This window comes from Pseudomonas sp. MWU15-20650 (assembly GCF_023242475.1).
In the GTDB taxonomy this organism is placed as follows: Bacteria; Pseudomonadota; Gammaproteobacteria; order Pseudomonadales; family Pseudomonadaceae; genus Aquipseudomonas.
In genome coordinates, this window is record NZ_JALJFG010000015.1 from 1 (window position 1) to 20,258 (window position 20,258).

The 20,258-nt window shown below is 55.8% G+C and carries 21 protein-coding genes and 2 pseudogenes; 14 read left to right on the forward strand and 9 right to left on the reverse strand.

The genetic code is table 11. The features are described 5' to 3' along the window. Nucleotides 1–231: 231 nt before the first annotated feature. The 3 genes from M5B43_RS13590 to M5B43_RS13600 are packed head-to-tail and all read left to right on the forward strand — an operon-like array spanning nucleotide 232 to nucleotide 2,240. Nucleotides 232–1,353 (forward strand): beta-ketoacyl-ACP synthase III, encoded by a 1,122-nt coding sequence (locus M5B43_RS13590; RefSeq protein ID WP_248750596.1) that lies wholly within the window; start codon nucleotides 232–234, stop codon nucleotides 1,351–1,353. A 45-nt stretch (nucleotides 1,354–1,398) separates the two neighbouring features. Next, nucleotides 1,399–2,013, forward strand: a complete 615-nt coding sequence (locus M5B43_RS13595; protein ID WP_248750597.1) for an RNA polymerase sigma factor — start codon at nucleotides 1,399–1,401, stop codon at nucleotides 2,011–2,013. Next, nucleotides 2,007–2,240, forward strand: a complete 234-nt coding sequence (locus M5B43_RS13600) for a zf-HC2 domain-containing protein (protein ID WP_248750598.1) — start codon at nucleotides 2,007–2,009, stop codon at nucleotides 2,238–2,240. Before M5B43_RS13595 ends, M5B43_RS13600 begins: the two co-directional genes overlap by 7 nt. A 109-nt stretch (nucleotides 2,241–2,349) precedes the next feature. Here M5B43_RS13600 and M5B43_RS13605 read toward each other — a convergent pair whose 3' ends face one another. Then, the gene (locus tag M5B43_RS13605) at nucleotides 2,350–3,672 is read right to left on the reverse strand and encodes a putative porin (protein ID WP_248750599.1); all 1,323 of its coding nucleotides are present in this window, start codon (nucleotides 3,670–3,672) and stop codon (nucleotides 2,350–2,352) included. A gap of 283 nt (nucleotides 3,673–3,955) precedes the next feature. Here M5B43_RS13605 and M5B43_RS13610 point away from each other — a divergent pair, with 283 nt between their 5' ends. From M5B43_RS13610 to M5B43_RS13620, 3 genes and pseudogenes are all read left to right on the forward strand, one after another. Beyond that, on the forward strand, nucleotides 3,956–5,080 hold the full coding sequence (locus M5B43_RS13610) for a GNAT family N-acetyltransferase (RefSeq protein ID WP_248750600.1): 1,125 nt from the start codon (nucleotides 3,956–3,958) through the stop codon (nucleotides 5,078–5,080). A gap of 77 nt (nucleotides 5,081–5,157) precedes the next feature. Beyond that, nucleotides 5,158–5,435, forward strand: a pseudogene (locus M5B43_RS13615) (BrnT family toxin). Next, complete coding sequence (locus M5B43_RS13620; protein WP_248750601.1) at nucleotides 5,413–5,661, forward strand: BrnA antitoxin family protein; 249 nt, start codon at nucleotides 5,413–5,415, stop codon at nucleotides 5,659–5,661. The pseudogene M5B43_RS13615 and the gene M5B43_RS13620 overlap by 23 nt, the downstream one beginning before the upstream one ends. A gap of 55 nt (nucleotides 5,662–5,716) precedes the next feature. On the opposite strand, the gene aqpZ is transcribed toward M5B43_RS13620, so the two are convergent. From aqpZ to M5B43_RS13645, 5 genes are all read right to left on the reverse strand, one after another. Then, nucleotides 5,717–6,418 carry an aquaporin Z gene (gene aqpZ / locus M5B43_RS13625; RefSeq protein ID WP_248750602.1) on the reverse strand — a complete coding sequence of 234 codons (702 nt, stop codon included), beginning with the start codon at nucleotides 6,416–6,418 and terminating at the stop codon, nucleotides 5,717–5,719. Nucleotides 6,419–6,597: 179 nt separating this feature from the next. Continuing rightward, nucleotides 6,598–8,430: an ABC transporter ATP-binding protein gene (locus tag M5B43_RS13630; RefSeq protein ID WP_248750603.1), complete on the reverse strand. Its 1,833-nt coding sequence runs from the start codon at nucleotides 8,428–8,430 to the stop codon at nucleotides 6,598–6,600. Nucleotides 8,431–8,512: 82 nt separating this feature from the next. Further along, nucleotides 8,513–9,109, reverse strand: a complete 597-nt coding sequence (locus M5B43_RS13635) for a peptidylprolyl isomerase (protein WP_248750604.1) — start codon at nucleotides 9,107–9,109, stop codon at nucleotides 8,513–8,515. Between the two features lie 3 nt (nucleotides 9,110–9,112). Next, on the reverse strand, nucleotides 9,113–9,916 hold the full coding sequence (locus M5B43_RS13640; protein ID WP_248750605.1) for an alpha/beta hydrolase: 804 nt from the start codon (nucleotides 9,914–9,916) through the stop codon (nucleotides 9,113–9,115). A 14-nt stretch (nucleotides 9,917–9,930) separates the two neighbouring features. Beyond that, nucleotides 9,931–10,854, reverse strand: coding sequence for a LysR family transcriptional regulator (locus tag M5B43_RS13645; RefSeq protein WP_248750606.1), 924 nt, complete (start codon nucleotides 10,852–10,854; stop codon nucleotides 9,931–9,933). 49 nt (nucleotides 10,855–10,903) lie between these two features. On the opposite strand from M5B43_RS13645, the gene M5B43_RS13650 reads away from it, so the two are divergent. The 3 genes from M5B43_RS13650 (at nucleotide 10,904) to M5B43_RS13660 (ending at nucleotide 13,041) form a co-directional block, all read left to right on the forward strand. Then, nucleotides 10,904–11,218, forward strand: coding sequence for a 3-phosphoglycerate kinase (locus M5B43_RS13650; protein WP_248750607.1), 315 nt, complete (start codon nucleotides 10,904–10,906; stop codon nucleotides 11,216–11,218). A 151-nt stretch (nucleotides 11,219–11,369) separates the two neighbouring features. Further along, nucleotides 11,370–11,969, forward strand: coding sequence for an FMN-dependent NADH-azoreductase (locus M5B43_RS13655; protein ID WP_248750608.1), 600 nt, complete (start codon nucleotides 11,370–11,372; stop codon nucleotides 11,967–11,969). A 202-nt stretch (nucleotides 11,970–12,171) separates the two neighbouring features. Continuing rightward, on the forward strand, nucleotides 12,172–13,041 hold the full coding sequence (locus tag M5B43_RS13660) for a carboxylate/amino acid/amine transporter (protein WP_248750609.1): 870 nt from the start codon (nucleotides 12,172–12,174) through the stop codon (nucleotides 13,039–13,041). On the opposite strand, the pseudogene M5B43_RS13665 reads toward M5B43_RS13660, so the two are convergent. Continuing rightward, a pseudogene (locus M5B43_RS13665) lies at nucleotides 13,038–13,634 on the reverse strand (mechanosensitive ion channel family protein); the annotation flags it as partial. The gene M5B43_RS13660 and the pseudogene M5B43_RS13665 sit on opposite strands and share 4 nt — an antisense overlap. A gap of 320 nt (nucleotides 13,635–13,954) precedes the next feature. Next, entirely contained in the window at nucleotides 13,955–14,416 is a 462-nt protein-coding gene (locus M5B43_RS13670) for a helix-turn-helix transcriptional regulator (protein ID WP_248750610.1), read from the reverse strand. 130 nt (nucleotides 14,417–14,546) lie between these two features. On the opposite strand from M5B43_RS13670, the gene M5B43_RS13675 reads away from it, so the two are divergent. The 3 genes from M5B43_RS13675 to M5B43_RS13685 all read left to right on the forward strand — a co-directional run bounded on the left by M5B43_RS13675 (nucleotide 14,547) and on the right by M5B43_RS13685 (nucleotide 15,918). Then, on the forward strand, nucleotides 14,547–14,942 hold the full coding sequence (locus tag M5B43_RS13675) for a hypothetical protein (RefSeq protein WP_248750611.1): 396 nt from the start codon (nucleotides 14,547–14,549) through the stop codon (nucleotides 14,940–14,942). A gap of 54 nt (nucleotides 14,943–14,996) precedes the next feature. After that, the gene (locus M5B43_RS13680) at nucleotides 14,997–15,443 is read left to right on the forward strand and encodes a hypothetical protein (RefSeq protein WP_349292373.1); all 447 of its coding nucleotides are present in this window, start codon (nucleotides 14,997–14,999) and stop codon (nucleotides 15,441–15,443) included. A gap of 91 nt (nucleotides 15,444–15,534) precedes the next feature. Continuing rightward, a complete protein-coding gene (locus M5B43_RS13685) occupies nucleotides 15,535–15,918 on the forward strand; it encodes a hypothetical protein (RefSeq protein WP_248750613.1) in 384 nt (127 codons plus the stop codon). A gap of 727 nt (nucleotides 15,919–16,645) precedes the next feature. Here M5B43_RS13685 and M5B43_RS13690 read toward each other — a convergent pair. Continuing rightward, the gene (locus M5B43_RS13690; RefSeq protein WP_248750614.1) at nucleotides 16,646–17,275 is read right to left on the reverse strand and encodes a hypothetical protein; all 630 of its coding nucleotides are present in this window, start codon (nucleotides 17,273–17,275) and stop codon (nucleotides 16,646–16,648) included. A 323-nt stretch (nucleotides 17,276–17,598) separates the two neighbouring features. Between M5B43_RS13690 and M5B43_RS13695 the strand changes: the two genes are divergently transcribed. Together M5B43_RS13695 and M5B43_RS13700 are read left to right on the forward strand one after the other, a co-directional pair. Next, a complete protein-coding gene (locus M5B43_RS13695; protein ID WP_248750615.1) occupies nucleotides 17,599–18,585 on the forward strand; it encodes a nucleoid-associated protein in 987 nt (328 codons plus the stop codon). After that, nucleotides 18,582–20,021: a hypothetical protein gene (locus tag M5B43_RS13700; protein ID WP_248750616.1), complete on the forward strand. Its 1,440-nt coding sequence runs from the start codon at nucleotides 18,582–18,584 to the stop codon at nucleotides 20,019–20,021. Before M5B43_RS13695 ends, M5B43_RS13700 begins: the two co-directional genes overlap by 4 nt. Nucleotides 20,022–20,258 lie beyond the last annotated feature (237 nt).

Genomic DNA, 20,258 nt, shown 5'->3' on the forward strand with positions numbered 1-20,258 from the left:
GTGGATCAGTCAGCTTATCCTCAGTTGACCCATTCCCATCGGGAGCAAGCCCCCACATTTGGGTGTTTGTCTGGCAGATGGCGCCAAATCACCGGCGTTGTGGCAAACTTCGCGGTTACAAGATTGAATAAAGCGTTGCCAGTTTGATGCCCGCTGGACGGAATCAAACGCCTTAAAGTTTGGTACGACAGTACCAATATCTTCTGCCTGACAGCTATTAGAGGAACGACCGTGCATAACGTCGTGATCAGCGGCACTGGCCTGTATACCCCGGGCAACAGCATCTCCAACGAAGAGCTGGTGCAGTCTTTCAATGCCTACGTGCAACAGTTCAATAGCGACAACGCGGCCGCCATCGGGCGCGGTGACGTGCAGGCGCTGACCGAGTCCAGCGCCGCGTTTATCGAGAAGGCCTCCGGCATCAAGAGCCGTTTCGTGATGGACAAGGACGGCATTCTCGACCCGCAGCGCATGGCCCCACGCCTGCCCGAGCGCAGCAACGACGAATGGTCGGTGCTCTGCCAGATGGCCGTTGGCGCCGCCGAGCAAGCCCTGCAACGCGCCGGCAAGACGGCCGCCGATATCGACGGTGTGATTGTTGCCTGTTCCAACCTGCAGCGTGCTTACCCGGCCATCGCCATCGAAGTCCAGGAAGCCTTGGGCATCCAGGGCTTTGGTTTCGACATGAACGTGGCCTGCTCATCGGCTACGTTCGGTATCCAGAACGCGACCAACAGCATCCAGCTGGGCCAGGCCCGGGCGATCCTGATGGTCAACCCGGAAGTGTGTACCGGCCACCTGAACTTCCGCGACCGCGACAGCCATTTCATCTTTGGTGACGCCGCCACTGCCGTGATCCTCGAACGCGCTGACCTGGCGACTTCCGAGCACCAGTTCGACGTCGTGAGCACCAAGCTGCTGACCAAGTTTTCCAACAACATCCGCAATAACTTCGGTTTCCTCAACCGTACGGCGCAAGAGGGCATCGGTGCGCCCGACAAGCTGTTCGTGCAGGAAGGTCGCAAGGTTTTCCGGGATGTCTGCCCGATGGTGGCCGAGCTGATCGGTGCGCACTTGGCCGAAAACCAGCTGAATGTCACTGATGTGAAGCGCTTCTGGCTGCATCAGGCCAACCTGAGCATGAACCACCTGATCGTCAAGAAGCTGCTGGGCCGTGAAGCCTCGCTGGAAGAAGCGCCAGTGATCCTTGATACTTACGCCAATACCAGCTCGGCGGGTTCGGTGATTGCGTTTCACACTTATCAGGATGATTTGCCCAAGGGGTCTGTGGCCGTACTCAGTTCCTTTGGTGCCGGCTATTCGATTGGCAGTGTGATCCTGCGCAAGCGCTGATCTTGTGTGAGCTGGCTGTATTTTCAAGGCAAGATCGAGGTTTGAATGGCAGCAGCGGACGACGCGCACCTGCTTGAACGCCTGCTCAAGGGCGAGCAGCAGGCCTACAAGGAATTGGTCACTACCTACCAGAGCGCCATGCGGGCGGTGGCTTACGCCATCGTCGGCCAGCGCCACGCCGACGAGGTGGTGCAAGACGCCTGGCTCTCAGTGGTACGCAACCTGGCCAGGTTCGAAGGGCGTTCCAGCCTCAAGACCTGGCTGTTGACCATCACCGCCAACTCCGCCAAGGGCCGCTATAAACAGAATCGGCGGGAAGTGTTGCTCGACGATTTGCCTTCGCCCCACGGCACCATCGGTGATGACCGCTTCGTCCCTGACGATGGCCATTGGGCTGTTGCGCCCTATGCCTGGCATCAGGACACCCCGGAAGCCTTGCTGACCGAGGATGAGCTGCGTAAATGCCTGGAGCATACGATTCTGAGCTTGTCCGAATTGCAAAGCAGTGTGCTGGTGTTGCGTGAGCGCCAGGGCCTGGAACTGGAAGAGATCTGTAATCTTCTGACCCTCTCGCTCTCCAATGTCCGTGTGCTGTTGCATCGAGCACGGCTTAAAGTCTTCGCCACGGTGGAGCATTTTGAGGAAACGGGCGAATGTTGACCTGTAAAGAGCAAGTAGCGCGTTCCAGTGACTATCTCGATGGGCAATTGACCTTTCGCGAGCGTCTGATGGTGCGTCATCACTTGATGTTTTGCCCGAACTGCCGACGATTTATCCGTCAGATGCGCCTGATGCAGGCGACGTTGAAGATGCTGCCGGACGAACCGGTCAAAGAGGCTGATGCCTTGGCTGCACGGCTGGCGGCCGAACGGTTGAAGGACCAGTAAGGGCAGGCTCGCGTGGGGGAGTCGAACGGATGATGGGGATCGACCCACCCACGCAAGGCTGTTGAAACGACCTCGGGCCGTCCTGGCCCAAGGCTTATTGCTCACACCTTTAGAACTTGGCTTCAGCATCCAACTGCAGGGTGTTGGTGTTGGCGTCACGTTGCGTGCGGCTGGCGTAGTCGGCTTTGGTCAGGAAGTAGGTGGCGCCGAGGGCGAAGTTCTTGTCGATGTCGTAACTGACCTTGAACTTGTGGCCGCGTGAACCCGTGGTGCCGTTGGCGAAGTCCGAATCGGTGAAGGCACCCACGACGGCATCGCGTTGGAGATCGCGGTAGTTGTAGTCCAGGTTGAAGCCGAACACTTTGGATTTGGCCCCCAGCAACCAGGCGGTGTCCTGATCGGTCACGGCATCGTTGTTTTTCACGTACTGGCCGTAGAACGCCAGAGGGACTGCCAAACCGCCGATGTCCGCTTGGGCAAAGCCTTCATACAGACGGAACTGGTTGTTGGCCGAGTTGCCGTTGACCGCCAGTGCGCAAGGCGTTGTGGTGGTTGTGCAGCGGCTGTCCTTGTCGTTCTGGTAGGCGTAGACACTGCCGCCCAGGGTCAGCTTCAGGTTGTCGGTAACCGAGAAGCGCGTCCCCAACTGGCCGGAAGTCAGGCGCAGGTCGTGGCGGAATTGCACGCCATCACCGTCGACGTTGTCCTTGAGGTTGTAGTTGCCAAGGCTACCGAACAGCTCCGCGCTGCTCCCCAATGGATACTTGTAGGTCACTGCCAGACCTTCCGGGTTGATATCGCTATCCCAGATCACATCACCCATGTTCACCCACGGCTGGAGCATCTTGCCGCCGATCACATGCAGGTTCTTGATCTGGTCCGGGTGGTAGTCGATATAGCCGAGGTCGAGCCAGATCTGCTTCTTATCGAAGTAGTTGTCCTGATCCTGGTTGGTGGAGCGGGCATCGTCGCTGCTGCCAGTGGCGATACGAATACCGGTGTCCACTTGCGAGTTGATCTCGGTGTAGGCGCCCAGGCGGGCACGGATGCGCTGACGGTCCTTGTCACGACCACCGTTGTTGGACTCGCCCTGGATCTTCACGGTTTCCTGACGGAAACGTACATCACCCTTGAGCTGAGTACGGGCGGCCCAGGCCAGCTTCTGGTCGAACACGCTCAGGTCGTTGGTTTTTTTCGCGGTGGCCGCGATCTGCTCGTTGGTCTCTTGTTGAGCTTGCTGTGCGATCTGCTTTTCTTTCTGGTCCTTGGCCAATTCCGCTTGCAGCTCGTTGTACTGCGCAGCGGAAATCTGGCCGTTGGCCTTGAGCATGTCGAGCAATTTAGCGTCGACTGCAGCGCTGGCCGGAACGCTCAGGGCCAGCAACAGGCCGCCACACAGGACCGCCGCAGTTTTAGTGGAAGCAAGACGCATATCAATCTCCGAAAGTGAGGAGGGATGGCAAACCATCCAGGACACAACCGACCGATGACGGACGGAAAATAGCCGCCTGCTAGAACCAGGCGCTCTAAAAACAGGCGTCAGTATCGCGATCGTTTATGACGGAGTAGTGGCTAAGTGATTTCACGTAGATGACAAAATATTTAAGAATGGAACTATTTGTTTCAAGGCTTGTCCGCGTGTTTTCGAGGTGTGTCCGGGGCTGTGATAAGCGATACTCGCGAGGCTTTCACGCCAAGAAACAGTGAGGATGCCAATGCCGTTGCAACGCCTGGACAGCCTGTCCGAAATCGCCCCTGCGGCCTGGGATGCCCTGGTGCCGCAGGCGCAGCCTTTTGTGCGGCATGGGTTCTTGAGTGCGTTGGAAGACAGCGCCAGCCTGGGCCCGCAATCGGGCTGGCAGCCGGAGCATTTGCTGCATTGGGAAGGCCAGCGCCTGGTCGCGGCATTGCCCAGCTATCGCAAATGGCACTCTTACGGCGAGTACGTGTTTGATCATGGTTGGGCGGATGCCTGTGAGCGCGCAGGCATTGATTACTACCCCAAGCTACTGACCGCAGTACCCTTCAGCCCCGTGAGCGGGCCACGTTTATTGGCCGCGCGTGCCGAGGAGGGGCTGGAGCTGCTCAAGAGCCTGCCGGGCTACCTGGAAATCGAAGGGCTCTCCAGCGCCCATATCAATTTCACCGACCCTCTGGCCGACGAGGCGCTGGCGCAGCAGCCGGGTTGGTTGCAACGCCTGGGCTGCCAGTTTCATTGGCAAAACCGTGGTTATCGTGACTTCCAGGATTTTCTCGATGCCCTGAGCTCACGCAAGCGCAAACAGATGCGTAAAGAACGCGAACAAGTGGCGGGGCAGGGGATCGAGTTCGAGTGGTTGCAGGGCCATGAATTGAGCGAGGCGCAGTGGGATTTTGTCTACGCCTGCTACGCCAATACCTACGCGGTGCGCCGCCAATCGCCTTACCTGACCCGTGCGTTTTTCAGCCTGCTGGCCGAACGCATGCCCGAGGCGATCCGCGTGGTGCTGGCCAAACAAGGTTCACGCCCGGTGGCCATGGCCTTTAGCCTGATCGGCGGTGACAGCTTCTATGGCCGCTACTGGGGCTGCCTGGCGGAGTTCGACCGGCTGCATTTCGAGACCTGTTTCTATCAAGGCATGGACTACGCCATTGCCCACGGCTTGCAGCGCTTCGACGCCGGCGCCCAGGGCGAGCACAAGTTGATTCGCGGGTTCGAGCCGGTGATCACCCATTCGTGGCACTACCTGCGCCATCCGGGGTTGAAGACGGCCGTGGAGGATTTCCTGGAGCGCGAGCGGGTGGGCATGCTGGCGTATGCGCAAGAGGCGAGGGCAGCCCTGCCTTATCGACAGGGCTGAACCATCGGTCTGGCCGCGCTGCCAATAAACAATGAAATCGCTATCCTGTATGTACAAAAGTACATACAGGATGTGCCATGCGTTTTGAGTGGGATGAATCCAAGAATAAAGCCAATATTTCTAAGCACGGCATCGATTTCAACGACGTTCCTGACATTTTCGGCATCCGATGCTGGCCTTGCGCGATGATCGAGCGGATTATGGTGAGGAGCGTTGGATCAGTATCGGTTGGATCAAATTGTTAATGGGTGTAGTCGTATACACCGAGCGGTGTGGTGATGTGATCCGTATCATCTCCGCCCGAAAAGCAACCAAGAAGGAGGCCAAATACTATGACGCAAACATCGAAAACTGATTGGGAGCGCCTGGCCAAGTTGAATGATGAAGCGATCGATACCAGCGATATTCCTGAGCTGGACGCCGAGTTTTTCCGGCGAGCGCAGCTGCGTGTTCCGGTGAAGCAGGCAGTGACGATTCGACTGGACGCTGATGTTTTGGAGTGGTTCAAAGGCCAAGGTACGGGCTACCAGACACGAATCAATCAATTGTTGCGCCAGTACATGCAGGCCCATCAGGGTTGAGCAGCAGTCCATTAAATTCAGCCCTGCCTTATCGACAGGGCTGAACCCGCTTGCCTCAGGCCGAGTCTTCCTTGCCCAACCAGCGATAGGTCACGCCGCCCACCACTGCACCGAGGATCGGCGCGAGCCAGAACATCCACAACTGCTGGAGCGCCCAGCCGCCAACGATCAGTGCAGGCCCTGTACTGCGGGCCGGGTTGACCGAGGTGTTGGTGACGGGAATGGAGATCAGGTGGATCAAGGTGAGCCCCAGGCCAATGGCAATCGGCGCGAGGCCCGCCGGGGCACGGCGGTCGGTGGCGCCAAGAATGATCAGCACGAACATCGCGGTCATCACCAGCTCACAGACAAACCCTGCCGCCATCGAATAACCACCGGGTGAGTGTTCTCCGTAGCCATTGTTTGCCAGGCCGGAGGCCAGCTCGAACCCAGGCTTGCCGCTGGCGATGAAGTACAGCAGCGCGGCGGCGATGGTGGCTCCGATCACCTGGGAGACGATGTAGGCCGGTAACTCTTTGGCGGGAAATCTTCCGCCGACCACCAACCCTACCGAAACGGCCGGGTTAAGGTGGCAGCCGCTGATGTGACCGATGGCGAATGCCATGGTCAGCACCGTGAGCCCGAACGCCAGGGCCACACCCAGCAGACCGATTCCGACGTTGGGGAACGCTGCGGCCAGCACCGCACTCCCACAGCCGCCCAACACCAGCCAAAACGTACCCAAGCCTTCCGTAACGGAACGTTTGAACAGTGACATGCACACATCCTTAGTAGATTGCTCTATCTGATTAACGGGTCGATGACGCTTCCCTGCTGCCTTAAATCAGGGCCCTCCTGGGGCCTGATTGCAGTACAGCAGGATTGTGTCGCAAGACCAGTGAGAGAGAGAAAACTGTCAGAATTGTTCGGAATTGATGAAGCACTTAACCAATGGAATCAGTCTATTCCTACAAACCCCCCCGTCTGGTGCTGCCATAAACGCGCATACAAACCGCCGTGCGCGAGCAACTGCGCATGGTTGCCACTTTCGGCTATCTGGCCTTTCTCCAGCACCACCAACCTGTCCATTCGCGCAATGGTCGACAACCGGTGTGCAATCGCAATCACCGTCTTGCCCTGCATCAGGGTTTCCAGGCTTTCCTGGATCGCGGCTTCCACTTCCGAGTCCAGTGCTGAGGTTGCTTCGTCCATGATCAGGATCGGTGCATCCTTGAGCAGTACGCGGGCGATGGCGATGCGTTGGCGTTGGCCGCCCGAGAGCTTCACACCACGTTCACCCACATGGGCGTCGAGCCCGGTGCGGCCTTCGGAGTCGGACAGCAGTGGGATGAACTCATCGGCGCGCGCCTTGTGCACGGCGGCCCAGAGTTCTTCGTCGGTGGCGTCGGGCTTGCCATACAGCAGGTTGTCGCGAATCGAGCGATGCAACAGCGAAGTGTCCTGGGTGATCATGCCGATCTGTTCGCGCAGGGTTTCCTGGGCGACCTCGGCGATGTTCTGGCCGTCGATCAGGATGCGCCCGCCTTGCAGGTCGTACAGCCGTAGCAGCAGGTTGACCAGGGTCGACTTGCCTGCGCCGGACGGGCCGATCAAGCCGATCTTTTCACCGGCCTTGATCTCAAGGTTCAGGTCGCCAATGATCCCGCTCTTCTTGCCGTAGTGGAAATCCACCTGTTCGAAGCGCACTTCGCCATGAGGCACGCTCAGGCGCGGGGCGTTGTCGCGGTCGATCACCGCGAGTGGCTGGGCGATGGTTTTCAGGCCGTCCTGCACCATGCCGATGTTTTCAAAGATGCCGTTGACCACCCACATGATCCAGCCGGACATATTGACGATGCGAATCACCAGGCCGGTGGCCAGGGCAATCGCACCCACCGAAATCAGCGACTGTGTCCACAGCCACAGGGCCAGGCCGGTGGTGGTGACGATCAGCAGGCCGTTCATGGTGGTGATGACCACGTCCATGCTGGTCACTACGCGGCTGGCCAACTGGGTTTTTTCGGTCTGCTCGATGATCGCTTCCTTGGCGTACTGTTGCTCAAAGTGCGTATGGGCGAACAGTTTCAAGGTGGTGATGTTGGTGTAGCCGTCGACGATGCGGCCCATCAACTTGGAGCGCGCTTCGGAGGAAATCACCGAGCGTTCCTTCACTCGCGGCACGAAGTAGCGCAGCGCCAGGCTGTAGCAGATGATCCAGGTTACCAGCGGAATCATCAGGCGCCAGTCGGCCTCGGCGAACAGCACCAGGGAACTGATGGCGTAGATTGCCACGTGCCAGATTGCGTCTACCGCCGCCACGGCGGAGTCGCGCAGCGAGTTACCCGTTTGCATGATGCGCTGGGCGATGCGCCCGGCAAAGTCGTTCTGGAAGAAATTCAGGCTCTGTTTGAGCACATAGCTGTGGTTCTGCCAGCGAATCAGGCTGGTCATGCTGGGGCTGATGGTCTGGTGCACCAGCAAGTCATGCAGGGCGCCGAAAATCGGACGTAGCAGCAGGGCGACCACGGCCATCCAGATCAGCTCGACGCTGTGGATCTGAAAGAAATTGGCGGGCGGTGTGCCCTGGGCCAGGTCGATGATGCGGCTCAGGTAGCTGAACAGCGCAACTTCGATCAGAGAACCGATCAGGCCCACCACCAGCAAGGCGGCAAAGCATGGCCATACCTGGCGCAGGTAATAGAGGTAGAAGGGCAGGACTTTATCGGGAGGGGCCGCGCTGGGAGCGTCGCGGAAGATATCGATCAGTTGTTCAAAGCGACGATAGAGCATTGGGGTTGACGCCCGCCGGGCGGGCTCTCCTTTCAAATGCGCACGCAGCCTCATGGGCTGCGCGCGGGGCTTGCTGCTGACCTCAGTCGATGCGCTTGGCCGACTTGATCACGACAGGATCGATAGGCACGTTCTGCATGCCCTGCTTGGTGGTGGTCTGCGAGTTGACGATGACGTCGACAACGTCCATGCCTTTGACGACTTTGGCGAACACGGCATAACCGGCATCGCGACCTGGGTCGAGGAACGCATTGTCGGCCACGTTGATGAAGAATTGGCTGGTGGCCGAGTTCGGGTCGTTGGTACGTGCCATGGACAAGGTGCCACGCACATTATGCAGGCCGTTGCTGGCTTCGTTCTTGATCGGCGCTTCGGTCGGTTTTTGCGACATCTGCGCGGTGAACCCGCCGCCCTGGACCATGAAACCCGGGATTACACGGTGGAAAATCGTGTTGGTGTAGAAGCCCTTGTCGACATAGGCCAGGAAGTTCTTGGTGCTGATGGGCGCCTTGACCGGGTCCAGTTCGATCTCGATGTCACCATTGGTGGTGCTGATCAGAACGTGGGGGGCGGTGGACTTTGCCGCAGCAACAGGTTTAGCCGGTACCGCTGCCGTCGCGGCCATCAGGTTGGCGGCAAACAGAAAGGAGCCTGCGAAGAAGGCGATTTTTTTCAGCATGGGTCAGTGATCCTGGGTAGTGGTTTCGACTGTCTTTAGAAAATCGAGCAAGGTAGCGTTAAAGACTTCGGGTTGATCCAAGGGCGTGGCATGGCGGGAATCTTCGATGACCACCAGTCGCGCATCGGGTAGCAGTTTTACATAGATTTCTTTGTGCGCCACGGGTGTGTAGTCGTGGTCGGCGCTGATGACCAGGGTTGGACAGGCAATCCTGGAAAGTTGTTCCAGCACCCCCCAGCCCACAATGGCGTCGAAGCTGGCGAGATAAGCACGTTTGTCGTTTTTTGCCCAGCGTTCGGCCATCTTGCGGCGCAGGTCGGCCTGCTCGGGCTTGGGGAATAACCGGTCGCCCAGCGCCTTGCCGATGGTGCCAAGGCTGAGCAGGCGTGCCAGGGTCCAACGCTTGGCCCACTGCCAGTAATCGTTGGCACTGCGTACCTTGACCTCGGGCGCGCTGTTGACGATGCACAGGCTCCTGACCCGCGCGGGTTCATCCACCGCCAGTTGGAACGCGATCATGCCGCCCATGGACAACCCCACCACATGCGCGGGCGGCAGGTTCAGGTGTTCGATCAGGGCGACCAGGTCGAAGGTGAAGCCCTTGATGCTGTAGCGTTCGCGGGGCTTGTCGGAGCGGCCATGGCCGCGCACGTCGACCACGATCAGGCGATAGTGCCGGGCGAGTGCCGGTACTTGCAGCTCCCAATCCTGGCTGCTGGAACCCAGGCCGTGGATCAGGATCAGCGGGTTGCCATGGCCATATTCCTCGTAATGCAGGCTGCAGCCTTCATGGTCGAACCAGGCCATGCGTGAACTCCGTTTCAGGCTTGTTGGGGGGCGGCAAAGGGCGCGTCCAGAGGGGCTGTATCAAAGGTGCGCAGCAGCTCCACGAGGATCTGCGTCGCCGGGCCCAGGGGTTTGTCCTTGTTCGAGTACAGGTAGAACGTGGGGTTGCGACTGCCGCCTTTTTCCAACGGCAGCTGTTTGAGCAGGCCGTCCTTGAGTTCGCGTTCGATCAGGTGGCGGGGCAGCCAGGCAAAACCCAGGCCGCTGCTGACGAAGGTGGCGGCGGTGGCCAGGCTGCCGACGGTCCAGCGCTGTTCGGCGCCAAGCCAGCCGACGTCCCGAGGTTGATGGCGACCGGAGTCACGGATCACCACCTGCATCTGGCTCTCCAGGTCCTGGAAACTCAGCTCGCGGTTCAGGCGATGCAGCGAGTGGTCGGGGTGGGCCACGGCGATAAATTCCACATCGCTCATTTCCGTGCCCAGGTAGCCGGGGATGATAAACCCGCTGATGGCCAGGTCCGCCATGCCCTCGAGCAACAACTCCTCGACGCCGGATAATACTTCTTCGCGCAGGCGCACCCGGCAACCACGGCTTTGCGGCATAAATGCGGTGAGTGCGCGCACCAGCCGCGCATTCGGGTAGGCGGCATCCACCACCAGCCGCACTTCGGCTTCCCAGCCCTGTTCCATGTGATGGGCGAGGTCTTCCAGTTGGCTGGCGTTTTTCACCAGTTGTCGGGAGCGACGCAGCAGCACTTCACCGGCGTCGGTCAGCACGGCCTTGCGCCCGTCGATACGCAACAACGGCACACCGAGCTGGTCCTGCATGCGGGCCACGGTGTAGCTCACCGAGGATTGCGAACGGTGCAGCGCTTCAGCCGCCTGGGCAAAGCCACCGTGGTCGACCACAGCCTGCAGCGTGCGCCATTGATCAAGGGTAACGCGGGGCGCTTTCAAGATGAGCTCCTCTTGTCCTAAGCTGGCAGTCCTTACTGGAGACTGCCGAATGAGAAAGTTCTGTTGTGTGCTGCTGGCGCTGTTGCCGTTGACTGCGTTCGCCTATTCCACTGAGGTGTCCAAAGATATTCAGGGGGTGAAGATCGATTACAGCGCATCCGACATCGACAGCAACATCAGTTCAATCCAGTTGACCAACTACGGCACCCATGACGCGGTGTGCAAGATGGTCTTCATTAACGGCCCGGAAGCGCCGCGCACGCGTAAGGTCACGGTCGAAGCGGGTAAAAACACCAACACTACCGTCAACTTCAGTCGCGCCATCATCAAGATGCGCATCAAGCTGACCTGCGCCCCAAAATAAAGCAACGGCGGAGCATGCCCACAGGAATACTCCGCTTATCAACAAAATTCTAGATGGGTTATAGCAGTTTTTTGCGCTTTTTTATCGAATGAGCCCTGGTTAATCTTTTCTCCATCGACTTACAGCAAATACCGATGGAGCCTACATAGCCATGTCTAATGTTCTGATTATCGAAAGCAGTGCTCGCCAGCAGGATTCGATCTCCCGCCAGCTCACCCAACAGTTCATCAGCCAATGGCAAGTCGCCCATCCGGCCGATCAAATCACCGTACGTGACGTGGCGCTTAACCCGCTCCCACATCTGGATGCCAACCTGCTCGGTGGCTGGATGAAGCCTGTCGAACAGCGCAGTGACATCGAACAGGCTTCCCTGGATCGCTCCAACGAATTGACCAATGAGCTGCTTGCCGCCGACGTGCTGGTGATGGCTGCGCCGATGTACAACTTTGCTATCCCGAGCACCCTCAAAGCCTGGCTGGATCACGTGTTGCGGGCCGGTGTGACCTTCAAGTACACCGCCACCGGGCCCCAGGGGCTGTTGACCGGTAAACGTGCGATCGTGCTGACCGCTCGCGGCGGCATTCATACCGGCGCCACTTCCGATCACCAGGAACCGTACCTGCGTCAGGTCATGGCGTTTATCGGGATTCATGACGTCACCTTCATTCACGCCGAAGGGGTGAACCTGAGTGGGGACTTCCAGGAAAAGGGCATCAATCACGCCAAGGCGCTGCTTGCCCAGGTCGCTTGATCCTTTAATCGTCAGATAATCGCGCGGTGTTTATCTAGCCCCACGCAACCCTTCAAGTACGCGTATCGAACCTCCCTTTGCACTTGTTGCTCCTGAGTGCTCCTGCCCGACTGCCGCTTTAGCGAGGTCGGGTTTTTTTTGCCTCGAGTTTCGTCACACGCCGAAAACCTTTAATGTCCCGCCCATTCGAAACGAGGCGCGCATGGGCTATCTACTGGTTGTCACCCTGATTCAGGCATTTTCCTTCAGCTTGATTGGCGAATACCTCGCCGGTCACGTCGACAGCTACTTTGCGGTGCTGGTGCGGGTCGTGCTGGCCGGGTTGGTGTTTATCCCGCTGACCCGCTGGCGTTCGGTGGCGCCTGCGTTCATGCGCGGCATGCTGATCATTGGCGCACTGCAGTTCGGCGTGACCTATGTGTGCCTGTACCTGAGTTTCAGGGTGCTGACCGTGCCGGAGGTGTTGCTGTTCACCATCCTCACGCCGCTGCATGTGACCCTGATCGAAGATGCCCTCAACCGTCGGTTCAACCCTTGGGCGCTGATCGCCGCGCTGGTGGCGGTGGGCGGTGCGGCGGTGATTCGCTTCGACCAGATCACCCCGAACTTCTTCATGGGGTTCCTGCTGCTGCAATTGGCCAACTTCACGTATGCCGCAGGGCAGGTCATGTACAAGCATTTGGTGGCGCGTTACCCGAGCGATCAGCCGCATTACCGGCGTTTCGGCTATTTCTACCTGGGTGCCTTGCTGGTGGTGTTGCCGGCTTTCCTGCTGTTCGGCAAGGCCAACTTCCTGCCGCAAGCACCGTTGCAATGGGGAGTGCTGGTGTTCCTGGGGCTGGTCAGCACGGCGCTGGGGATGTACTGGTGGAACAAGGGCGCCTGCCTGGTCAATGGCGGTACCCTCGCAGTAGTCAACAACCTGCACGTGCCGGTGGGGTTGCTGCTGAATTTGCTGATCTGGAACCAGCATGAACCGCTGGGGCGGCTGGCCCTGGGGGGCTTGGTGATTCTGGGGGCGGTGTGGATCAGCCGGTTGGGCGTGAAGGCGCCCAACCGTGCTGAGGCTTAACCCACGCGGCTTTCGGGGGCTGGCAAGTGACTGGCTCCCAAGATCGCGGGCAACACGCCCGCGCGTAAATCATTGCCACTGGGCTGCTGGTACAAGCTCAAGCCAAACTCCGGCAGCACCGCCAGCAGATAATCGAAGATATCCCCCTGGATCCGCTCGTAATCCGCCCATGCCGTGGTGCGGGTGAAGCAGTAGATTTCCAGCGGCACGCCCTGGGCGGTGGTTTGCATCTGGCGCACCATGCAGGTCATGTTCGGCTGGATGTCCGGGTGGCTTTTCAGGTACGCCAGGGCGTAGGCACGGAAGGTGCCGAGGTTGGTCATGCGGCGGCGGTTGGCCGACAGTTGCGCGCTATGGCCCTGGGCTTCGTTCCACGCCTTGAGCTCGGCCTGCTTGCGGCTGATGTAGTCGGTGAGCAAGTGCACCTGGGTCATGCGCACTTCTTCGTCATCACGCAGGAAGCGTACGCCGCTGGCGTCGATATAGAGGCTGCGCTTGATGCGCCGTCCGCCGGAGGCTTGCATGCCACGCCAGTTTTTGAACGACTCCGACATCAGGCGCCAGGTCGGGATGGAGACGATGGTCTTGTCGAACATGTACACCCGTGAGAGGGCCCTAAAATGGACATTCGAAAATATTAAAAAACAATCACTTACAGACAATCGCACCTGTCCATCTTTTTCCAGAAAAATGGACAGGGCAGGCAAGATCTCAACATTGATAGGGGAGAGCTGTGGTGCCTGGCAAACCACGTCTCTGGAGTAAATCCTGACCTTGCTGGCCCTTTCAGATCTACCTCGCTCCTGCCGCCTGAAAGCGTGAATTTTGGCACCAGCCTGGTGGGGCTGCTGATTCACAATGCAAGATTCTCAGGTAGCCAATTGCCCCAGTTGATGCATTCGCCGCACCAGCCTTAATCTTTAAGCGTCTGATGCCACAATCGACGCAACGTCGATTCAGGCACCCCTAGATGTTTCGCTGCCTCACTCTGACTGAGCCCTTTCGCCTTCAGCTCTTGCACGGCCAACCATTTTCTCTTGGCTTCCAACACTCTAGACGGAGCCATAACTTGTGGTTCGGTTGGCAGAGGAGTGTCCGCTAGCCCTAGGGATTCAGCCTCAGCCAGCGCAGCCAGGAGAGCTTGCCGCACTGTGCACTTCTCATGGGAGGCAGCAGCGAGTGCCAGCAAAGTAATTGGTTCTACTTTCAGCGCTGAGGCAAGTCGGGCACTCATTTCGATGGTCGCTGAGCTTCTACCGAGCTCTAGCTCGCTCACGTGGGCTTGTGTTAATGAGCGCGCGAGTTTTGCTTGAGACAAGCCTTTCCGAGTGCGAAGCAGTTGAACTACTGCTGCATAAGATTTCCGCAGCGACATTTCACTATCCCAATTAAAAGAGACGGTATGTCGTATTTGCCTACCGCCACACAAACAGATATATTTGTGGTCGTGGCGGTTTTGCGCCTCAGCCGCTAATTATTGAATATTGACAGAGAGGGGTTGAGCCGTGGTTGGGATCATCGAAGACGGTCTGTTGGGCGATCCCGGAGTCAGCCTGATGGGTTCTGAGCACGGTCTCGAGGCAGCGATGTATGCAGCCAGAAAGCGCTACAAATGGATGCCCCTCTGCGCCGTAGAAGAATGGACAATCCTAGACGCTATCGTCACCGACGCCGAGCGAGCCAAAGTAGCTGCCGCAGGCTGCCAACCAATTTTCATGTTTGCCCACAAAGTTGTGGACGACGAGCAGAGGCGTTTCGAGCCAGGCCATTGGGTGCGCTCAAGCATGGGCACCGCTTTCAAGGAAGGCTACCTATTCGAAACACGCAACACGGTCTACGTCTTGCTCGGGCCAGGCCATCGTAAGTCTGCTTCTATCGAAGCGATATTTTCCCTTTTCTGATTACCAACCAGCTCTGCTGGGCAACTGACGTGCGCCAGCAGCTTGAGGCGACAGATGTTCAGAACCTTAGAAAACGACCTGATAGGCGTCCCTGGAATGTTCGGGGAGGGCGTGTCCCAATGGCGTGGAGTCTCAAGGCTGCTCCGAACGCCTTGGTACCACTTAACCCTTAGCGTCGAAAACGAGGGTCGGTTCAGCGAGTGCGTGATGATGATCGACGACACCCACCAGCTTCAAAAAATGTTGGTAAGCCAATGTGCGGATTTAGCTATCACCGAGATTATGGCTGTGACGCCATCTTGGATGAATAAGTCCGGAGGCTGGCAGATGGAGCGGTTAACCAGAGTAACCGTAGGTGAGGACAGGTCAGGTTTTGAGGTTTGCTTGTTGGAAGTGGCTAAGGGTGCGGTGTATCACACCTCACACCAGCAAGACTTCAAGATCGAGGCGCTGGCCAACCTGAGGCCCGTCTTTCTACCAAGCATGATTCGATCAGCCTGAAATTTACCAATAATTTCCCACGATACCAGCGCCTCTGGCTGCGTGTGAAATTCCTGATAACGCCATATGGACTGCCCAATGGAGCGCAAAGATGCTCGACACCATTGATGTCAATTTTCACGGAAAACGCCATACAGATTTCGATCTCAAGCGAATCATTAAAGCTCAGGAGCAAGGCTTTGACGTGCCAGTTACCGCTTATCTTTGCGGAGTTTCCATCAGGGCGCGCGCAGGCATCGGTGTGGTTTTTGGCCACAAGCGAAAAGACCAGTACGGGCGTTTCGGCGACGGTCACTTGATCAGGACTTCTGATGTGTTGAAGGTCGAACGCGAGGGGAGGTTTTGGGTGATGACGACGGAGAACTCGCGGTATGTACTGGCAACATTTCAGCGTGGGAATGGGCGTTCCAGTTTGCGTGAGTTTCTGCGTCTTTCACAAGGGCAGCATCACATAACCCCGCGAGTGCTGCAGTGATTTTAGAGTGGGGGGAAAAGCGCTAATTGCGGAGTTTAGAGCGTAGATGGCTTCGCCGGACGTTTACCGACGTGTTTTCGAGGCATGCGTTGGGATGAGCTACTGAGCCTGCAGCATCGGGACACTTGCTATTGGGACACTGCCAGAATTGATGTTTTCTGGTTGGTATTTTGAGAGGCAGACTTCGTTTGCTGACTCAAGCTCACCCCATCGGGTTCTTGAGGGGTTACCGTGGCCCCTTTGCCCGCCAGAATCATCGCAAGAATCAGAACGGTAAAGCCCACTAAAATTGGAAATGAGCCCAGCCAAAATTGGAAACGTCGGCGGCGCTGGTATGCGTCCATCTTTACTAGACCCTTTCAGCGATGGTGAGTATGTCTCGCTTCCTTGTACTTCCGTAGCCCAATGTAAATTCTACAGTCAATGATATCTAGCCCTTAAAAAGGGAGTGAGGCAGCAGTTCACATTGCTTCTGCTTTGGGCTTGAACCCTCCGGGGTACGGCTGGCGTGAACCAAACCCTGACTGCGCCAGGTTTTGACATCCTCAAGCCTTTGGCCCGTCTGGCCGGAGCGCTCTGCTCGCACCTTTGGTCACAACGTGCGGCGTTATCTCGATGATTGTAGAAGCAAGCCTCACCTGCGTATTACTGCGCTAGAGGCTTTGTATTTTGACGCCGCATCAATCGGGGGCAGAGTACCGTGTTTTATATTAGGCCCGAGGAGACTTCACGCAGAACGCTTCTGGATGAGATCCAGCAGCAACTTACCATCGGGCATGGGGGACATGGTTCGCAAGAATACGACGTTTTTCTGCACCGTTTTCTTGATCTCAGCGGCTGAAATTGGCTTGTCCAGGATGGTGAAATCCATCAGTCGTTGAAAGTGGCACTCTTCGAGATAGCCGTGATGCTCACGCTTTTCAGTTTCACCAGTGCCTTGGCCGAATGCGACGATTCCTTTGCCGTTCTCGTACAAGAAGACCACATCACCTTTCTGTATACGATCAATGTTGTACTTCCAGGGGCTATAAAAGGCTGCTGCGCTACCCTCGCTGAGCATGCGGTCATGGTCTTCCAATGAGTGACGCTTGTTCGTATTTAGAAGGTGGAAGCTCGATGGTTCGAGTGACTCGATGTCTACCGCCGCTTGCTCTTCGTCATCAAGCTTAAGAGCAACCTTAGCGGCTTCAACCCCCTTCTCAAGCAGTTTAAGCATTGTCTCCTGGCGACTCAGATCAAGCTGATCAGCTAAACCTTCGATGAAGGAGTAAAGCTCCTTGGGCATACGGATAGATGCGGACGCTAGGTCGTTCTTCGTCTTCGCGGCGTTTTCGATGAGCGAAATAATGTCGTTCATGGGATGGATCTCCTGTCAGATGCGCCAAAGCATCTCATGACATAAAAATAAAATCAAATTGTGCTTTTTTAAAAAAGCAAAAAAAGAAGCTAAAGAGTGAAAGCCAGGAGCTCCGATTTCATGCCCGCTTGAACAGCTGACCAGAGATCCTTCCATCGGACAGGTGATGCTGGATGGGGCATACGGAAGCCAATCGTTCCTTATGGGTGTATATTCATACAGTGATCATGCTATGCGCAGCGGAGGGCGCTGGCATAACGCTGGAAAGGTGCTTAGATCAATGCTTAATGTCATGTCGCCACCAGCAAGGAAGAGGATTTAACTTGGCCACTCTTACCGATAAAGAAATAGAAGCCCTGAAAATCGAGAACTTCATTTTTCACGTGGTGCATCATCGAGCTGATGATCCGATACTTTTTGACGATACTCCCTTGAGCACCTTCGAGCCGTTCTTCATTGACCGCATCAAAGAAACCCTCAAGGGCAATAAATTTTCTTTCGCTGAAATATCTCAAGTTAAGGCCAAATTGAATAGCTGGGAGAAGGGTGAGTCGAATTTTGTCGATATCTCCAAGAGCTTGGCGCGACAATTTCATCGCCTTGGCGATAAACGGATGAAGTCAGGCGTGTTGATTGTAATTGGCTTGGTTACAGGCGCTAAAAAGTTTTATTCTTTAATTAAGTATGACTCTGAAAAGGTTGTCACATTTGAAACCAAGGGCGCCCAGGCAATTCTTCAGGCAGTTACTAATAACTTTACTGAATCACCAAAAGCGTTGCAGAAATCAGCCCTTATTGATTTGGATTCCAAAGACTCAGAAGTAGTGATCATTGATAAAATGAGCCGTTCAGGAATTAGTGACTTCTTCAAAGAATTCCTGGGAGTAGAGCGCCTCCGGAACTCAAAGGAAATGACGGTAGATTTGGTTAAGGCAATCAAAAAAACTGTAAAGACACACCTGGGTGATCTGCCGCCTGCTATCACATCAAAAGTCGCTGAGAAAGTCGTTGAGATTGCGAAAAAACGTAAAGACTTTGAAGTCGACGAATTCTTCACAGATTTTTTTGGCATCAATGGCCAAGATGAAATTCGGGCGACCTTCGACAAAGAATTGGAAAGCCTGAATTTGACTGGTGAGGTGTTCTCCTACGATGAGGAAGAGTTACCTACCAATGAGGCAAAGAAATACGTAACAAGCGAAGGCATAACCATCAATATGCCTGCACGGGCAAAGGGAAGCTTAACTATTGAAAATGGAAAGGATGAAACTATCATTACTATCCGTACAAGTCGCTTGCGTGAATCATGAAACAGCTAGCGCTGGAACTTCGCAGCTTCTTTGAGCGACTCACGGCGTCGGGTGGTTCTGCGCAGATTGAAACTGCGAATATTGTGCGGGTTGATGAAATAAGCGTTACGTCTTCTGAGTTTGTTCGAGAGTTGAAAGATCTTGCCCAGCGTATTTTTTCTGAGGGCATCGGAACAATAGAGCTTTTTGGAGAGGTTTCCGACAGCATCGAGATCAAGGATTTCGATTTGGAGGATGTAGAAAATGACAGACTAACAGTCATCTTGGAGAAGCCAGCGGATGATGGTTGGTGTTATTTCCTCACTTTAAAAGGTTTCGAAAACTGGCTAAGAACAAATCAATTCTCAGCACAGAACTCACAGAAAAAAATGTGTGTATGGGTTGCAGGTGAAACCTGTGAGTTTTCTACTCATCAGTTTCTAGTGAAAGAAATGGGTGGAGATAAAAGTTTACCGACCGTCACTCAACATCCTGAAAAGCCTTGGAAAATGGTACGGGATCTTACCCACTCTTTTACCCCACCCTCTCTTGAGCCTTGGCTGCTCGCTGCAGAGCCAATTACTGGAAGCGAACCTTTTACAGCTTGGAAACGCGTGGCGGTGGAAAGGCTTTCCTTTTGCTTGCCTGCCGAGATTCGCAAGGAAGGTGATGAGACTCATGTAATATTCCGAGGCGGGCGCTCACTCCCCATAGCTATAGACCAGCCTATTAACTGGGCTGATATCAATTTTGAAACGCTTCACGACACCTGCCAGTGGATCTACTCCACCCCTAGGGAGTGTGAAACGAAATTCCAACTTTTCAACAACCACATTGCTATCAATTGGAACAATGGGACGACGTGGCCCTCTGGCTCAACGCAACTCTTAAAAAATAGCCTCTCGGGGGCCAAGGAAGCGTTCGCCTTTCATCTTCAGGATCAGAGCAAGGAGGCTGTCAAAAGCCTGGGGGATCTGCGCAAGGGTTTGCAGGACGAGGTTAATAAGACACAAACTGCGACAAGGGATTTAATATCAGCTCTCTGGCGTGATTTCGCGGTGGCGGGTGTTGTTTTAGCTCTCAAGACTCCGATAGCATCTACAGGCGTGGCCGATACAGCCACCACGATTCTGTATCTCGGTGTCTCTGCACTTCTCATATTGAGCATAGTTATCAACGCTCTATCAAACTTGAGGTTTAACAGTCTTGCTGACAGTAGTAGAGAGGGGTGGCGGAAGAAGATCTATAATTTCATGTCTGCCGACGACTGGAAGCGTTTGGTTGAAAAACCTATATCGTCTGGACGCACCGTTTACTGGCTCGCTTGGACTGTGTGTTTCTGTCTGTACGCAGCCATTGTCCACTACTTCCTGTCGCTTGCGGCACCTAACTTTTTAGCGAGCCACATCGATTATCATTTTTTCTGCGCGTGGAACTACATCACCGCCTTTTTTTAATAAAACTATAAATACAACTACGGTTGATTCTTTATGATGCAGTATTCCTGCACAGGTATTTAGAATCTATGCCAGGAACCATTTGGGGCTTGCTTCCAAATTAGAAGATAGTCTGGGTGAGGTAGGGGCTCTAGTCATCATTGTCCGCATTCCTTTGCTCAGCGTAATGTACCCAAATACGGCCATTAAGCCTAAAAATGATGGTTAGTGTGCCGTATTGGGGACATTAAAAATGTA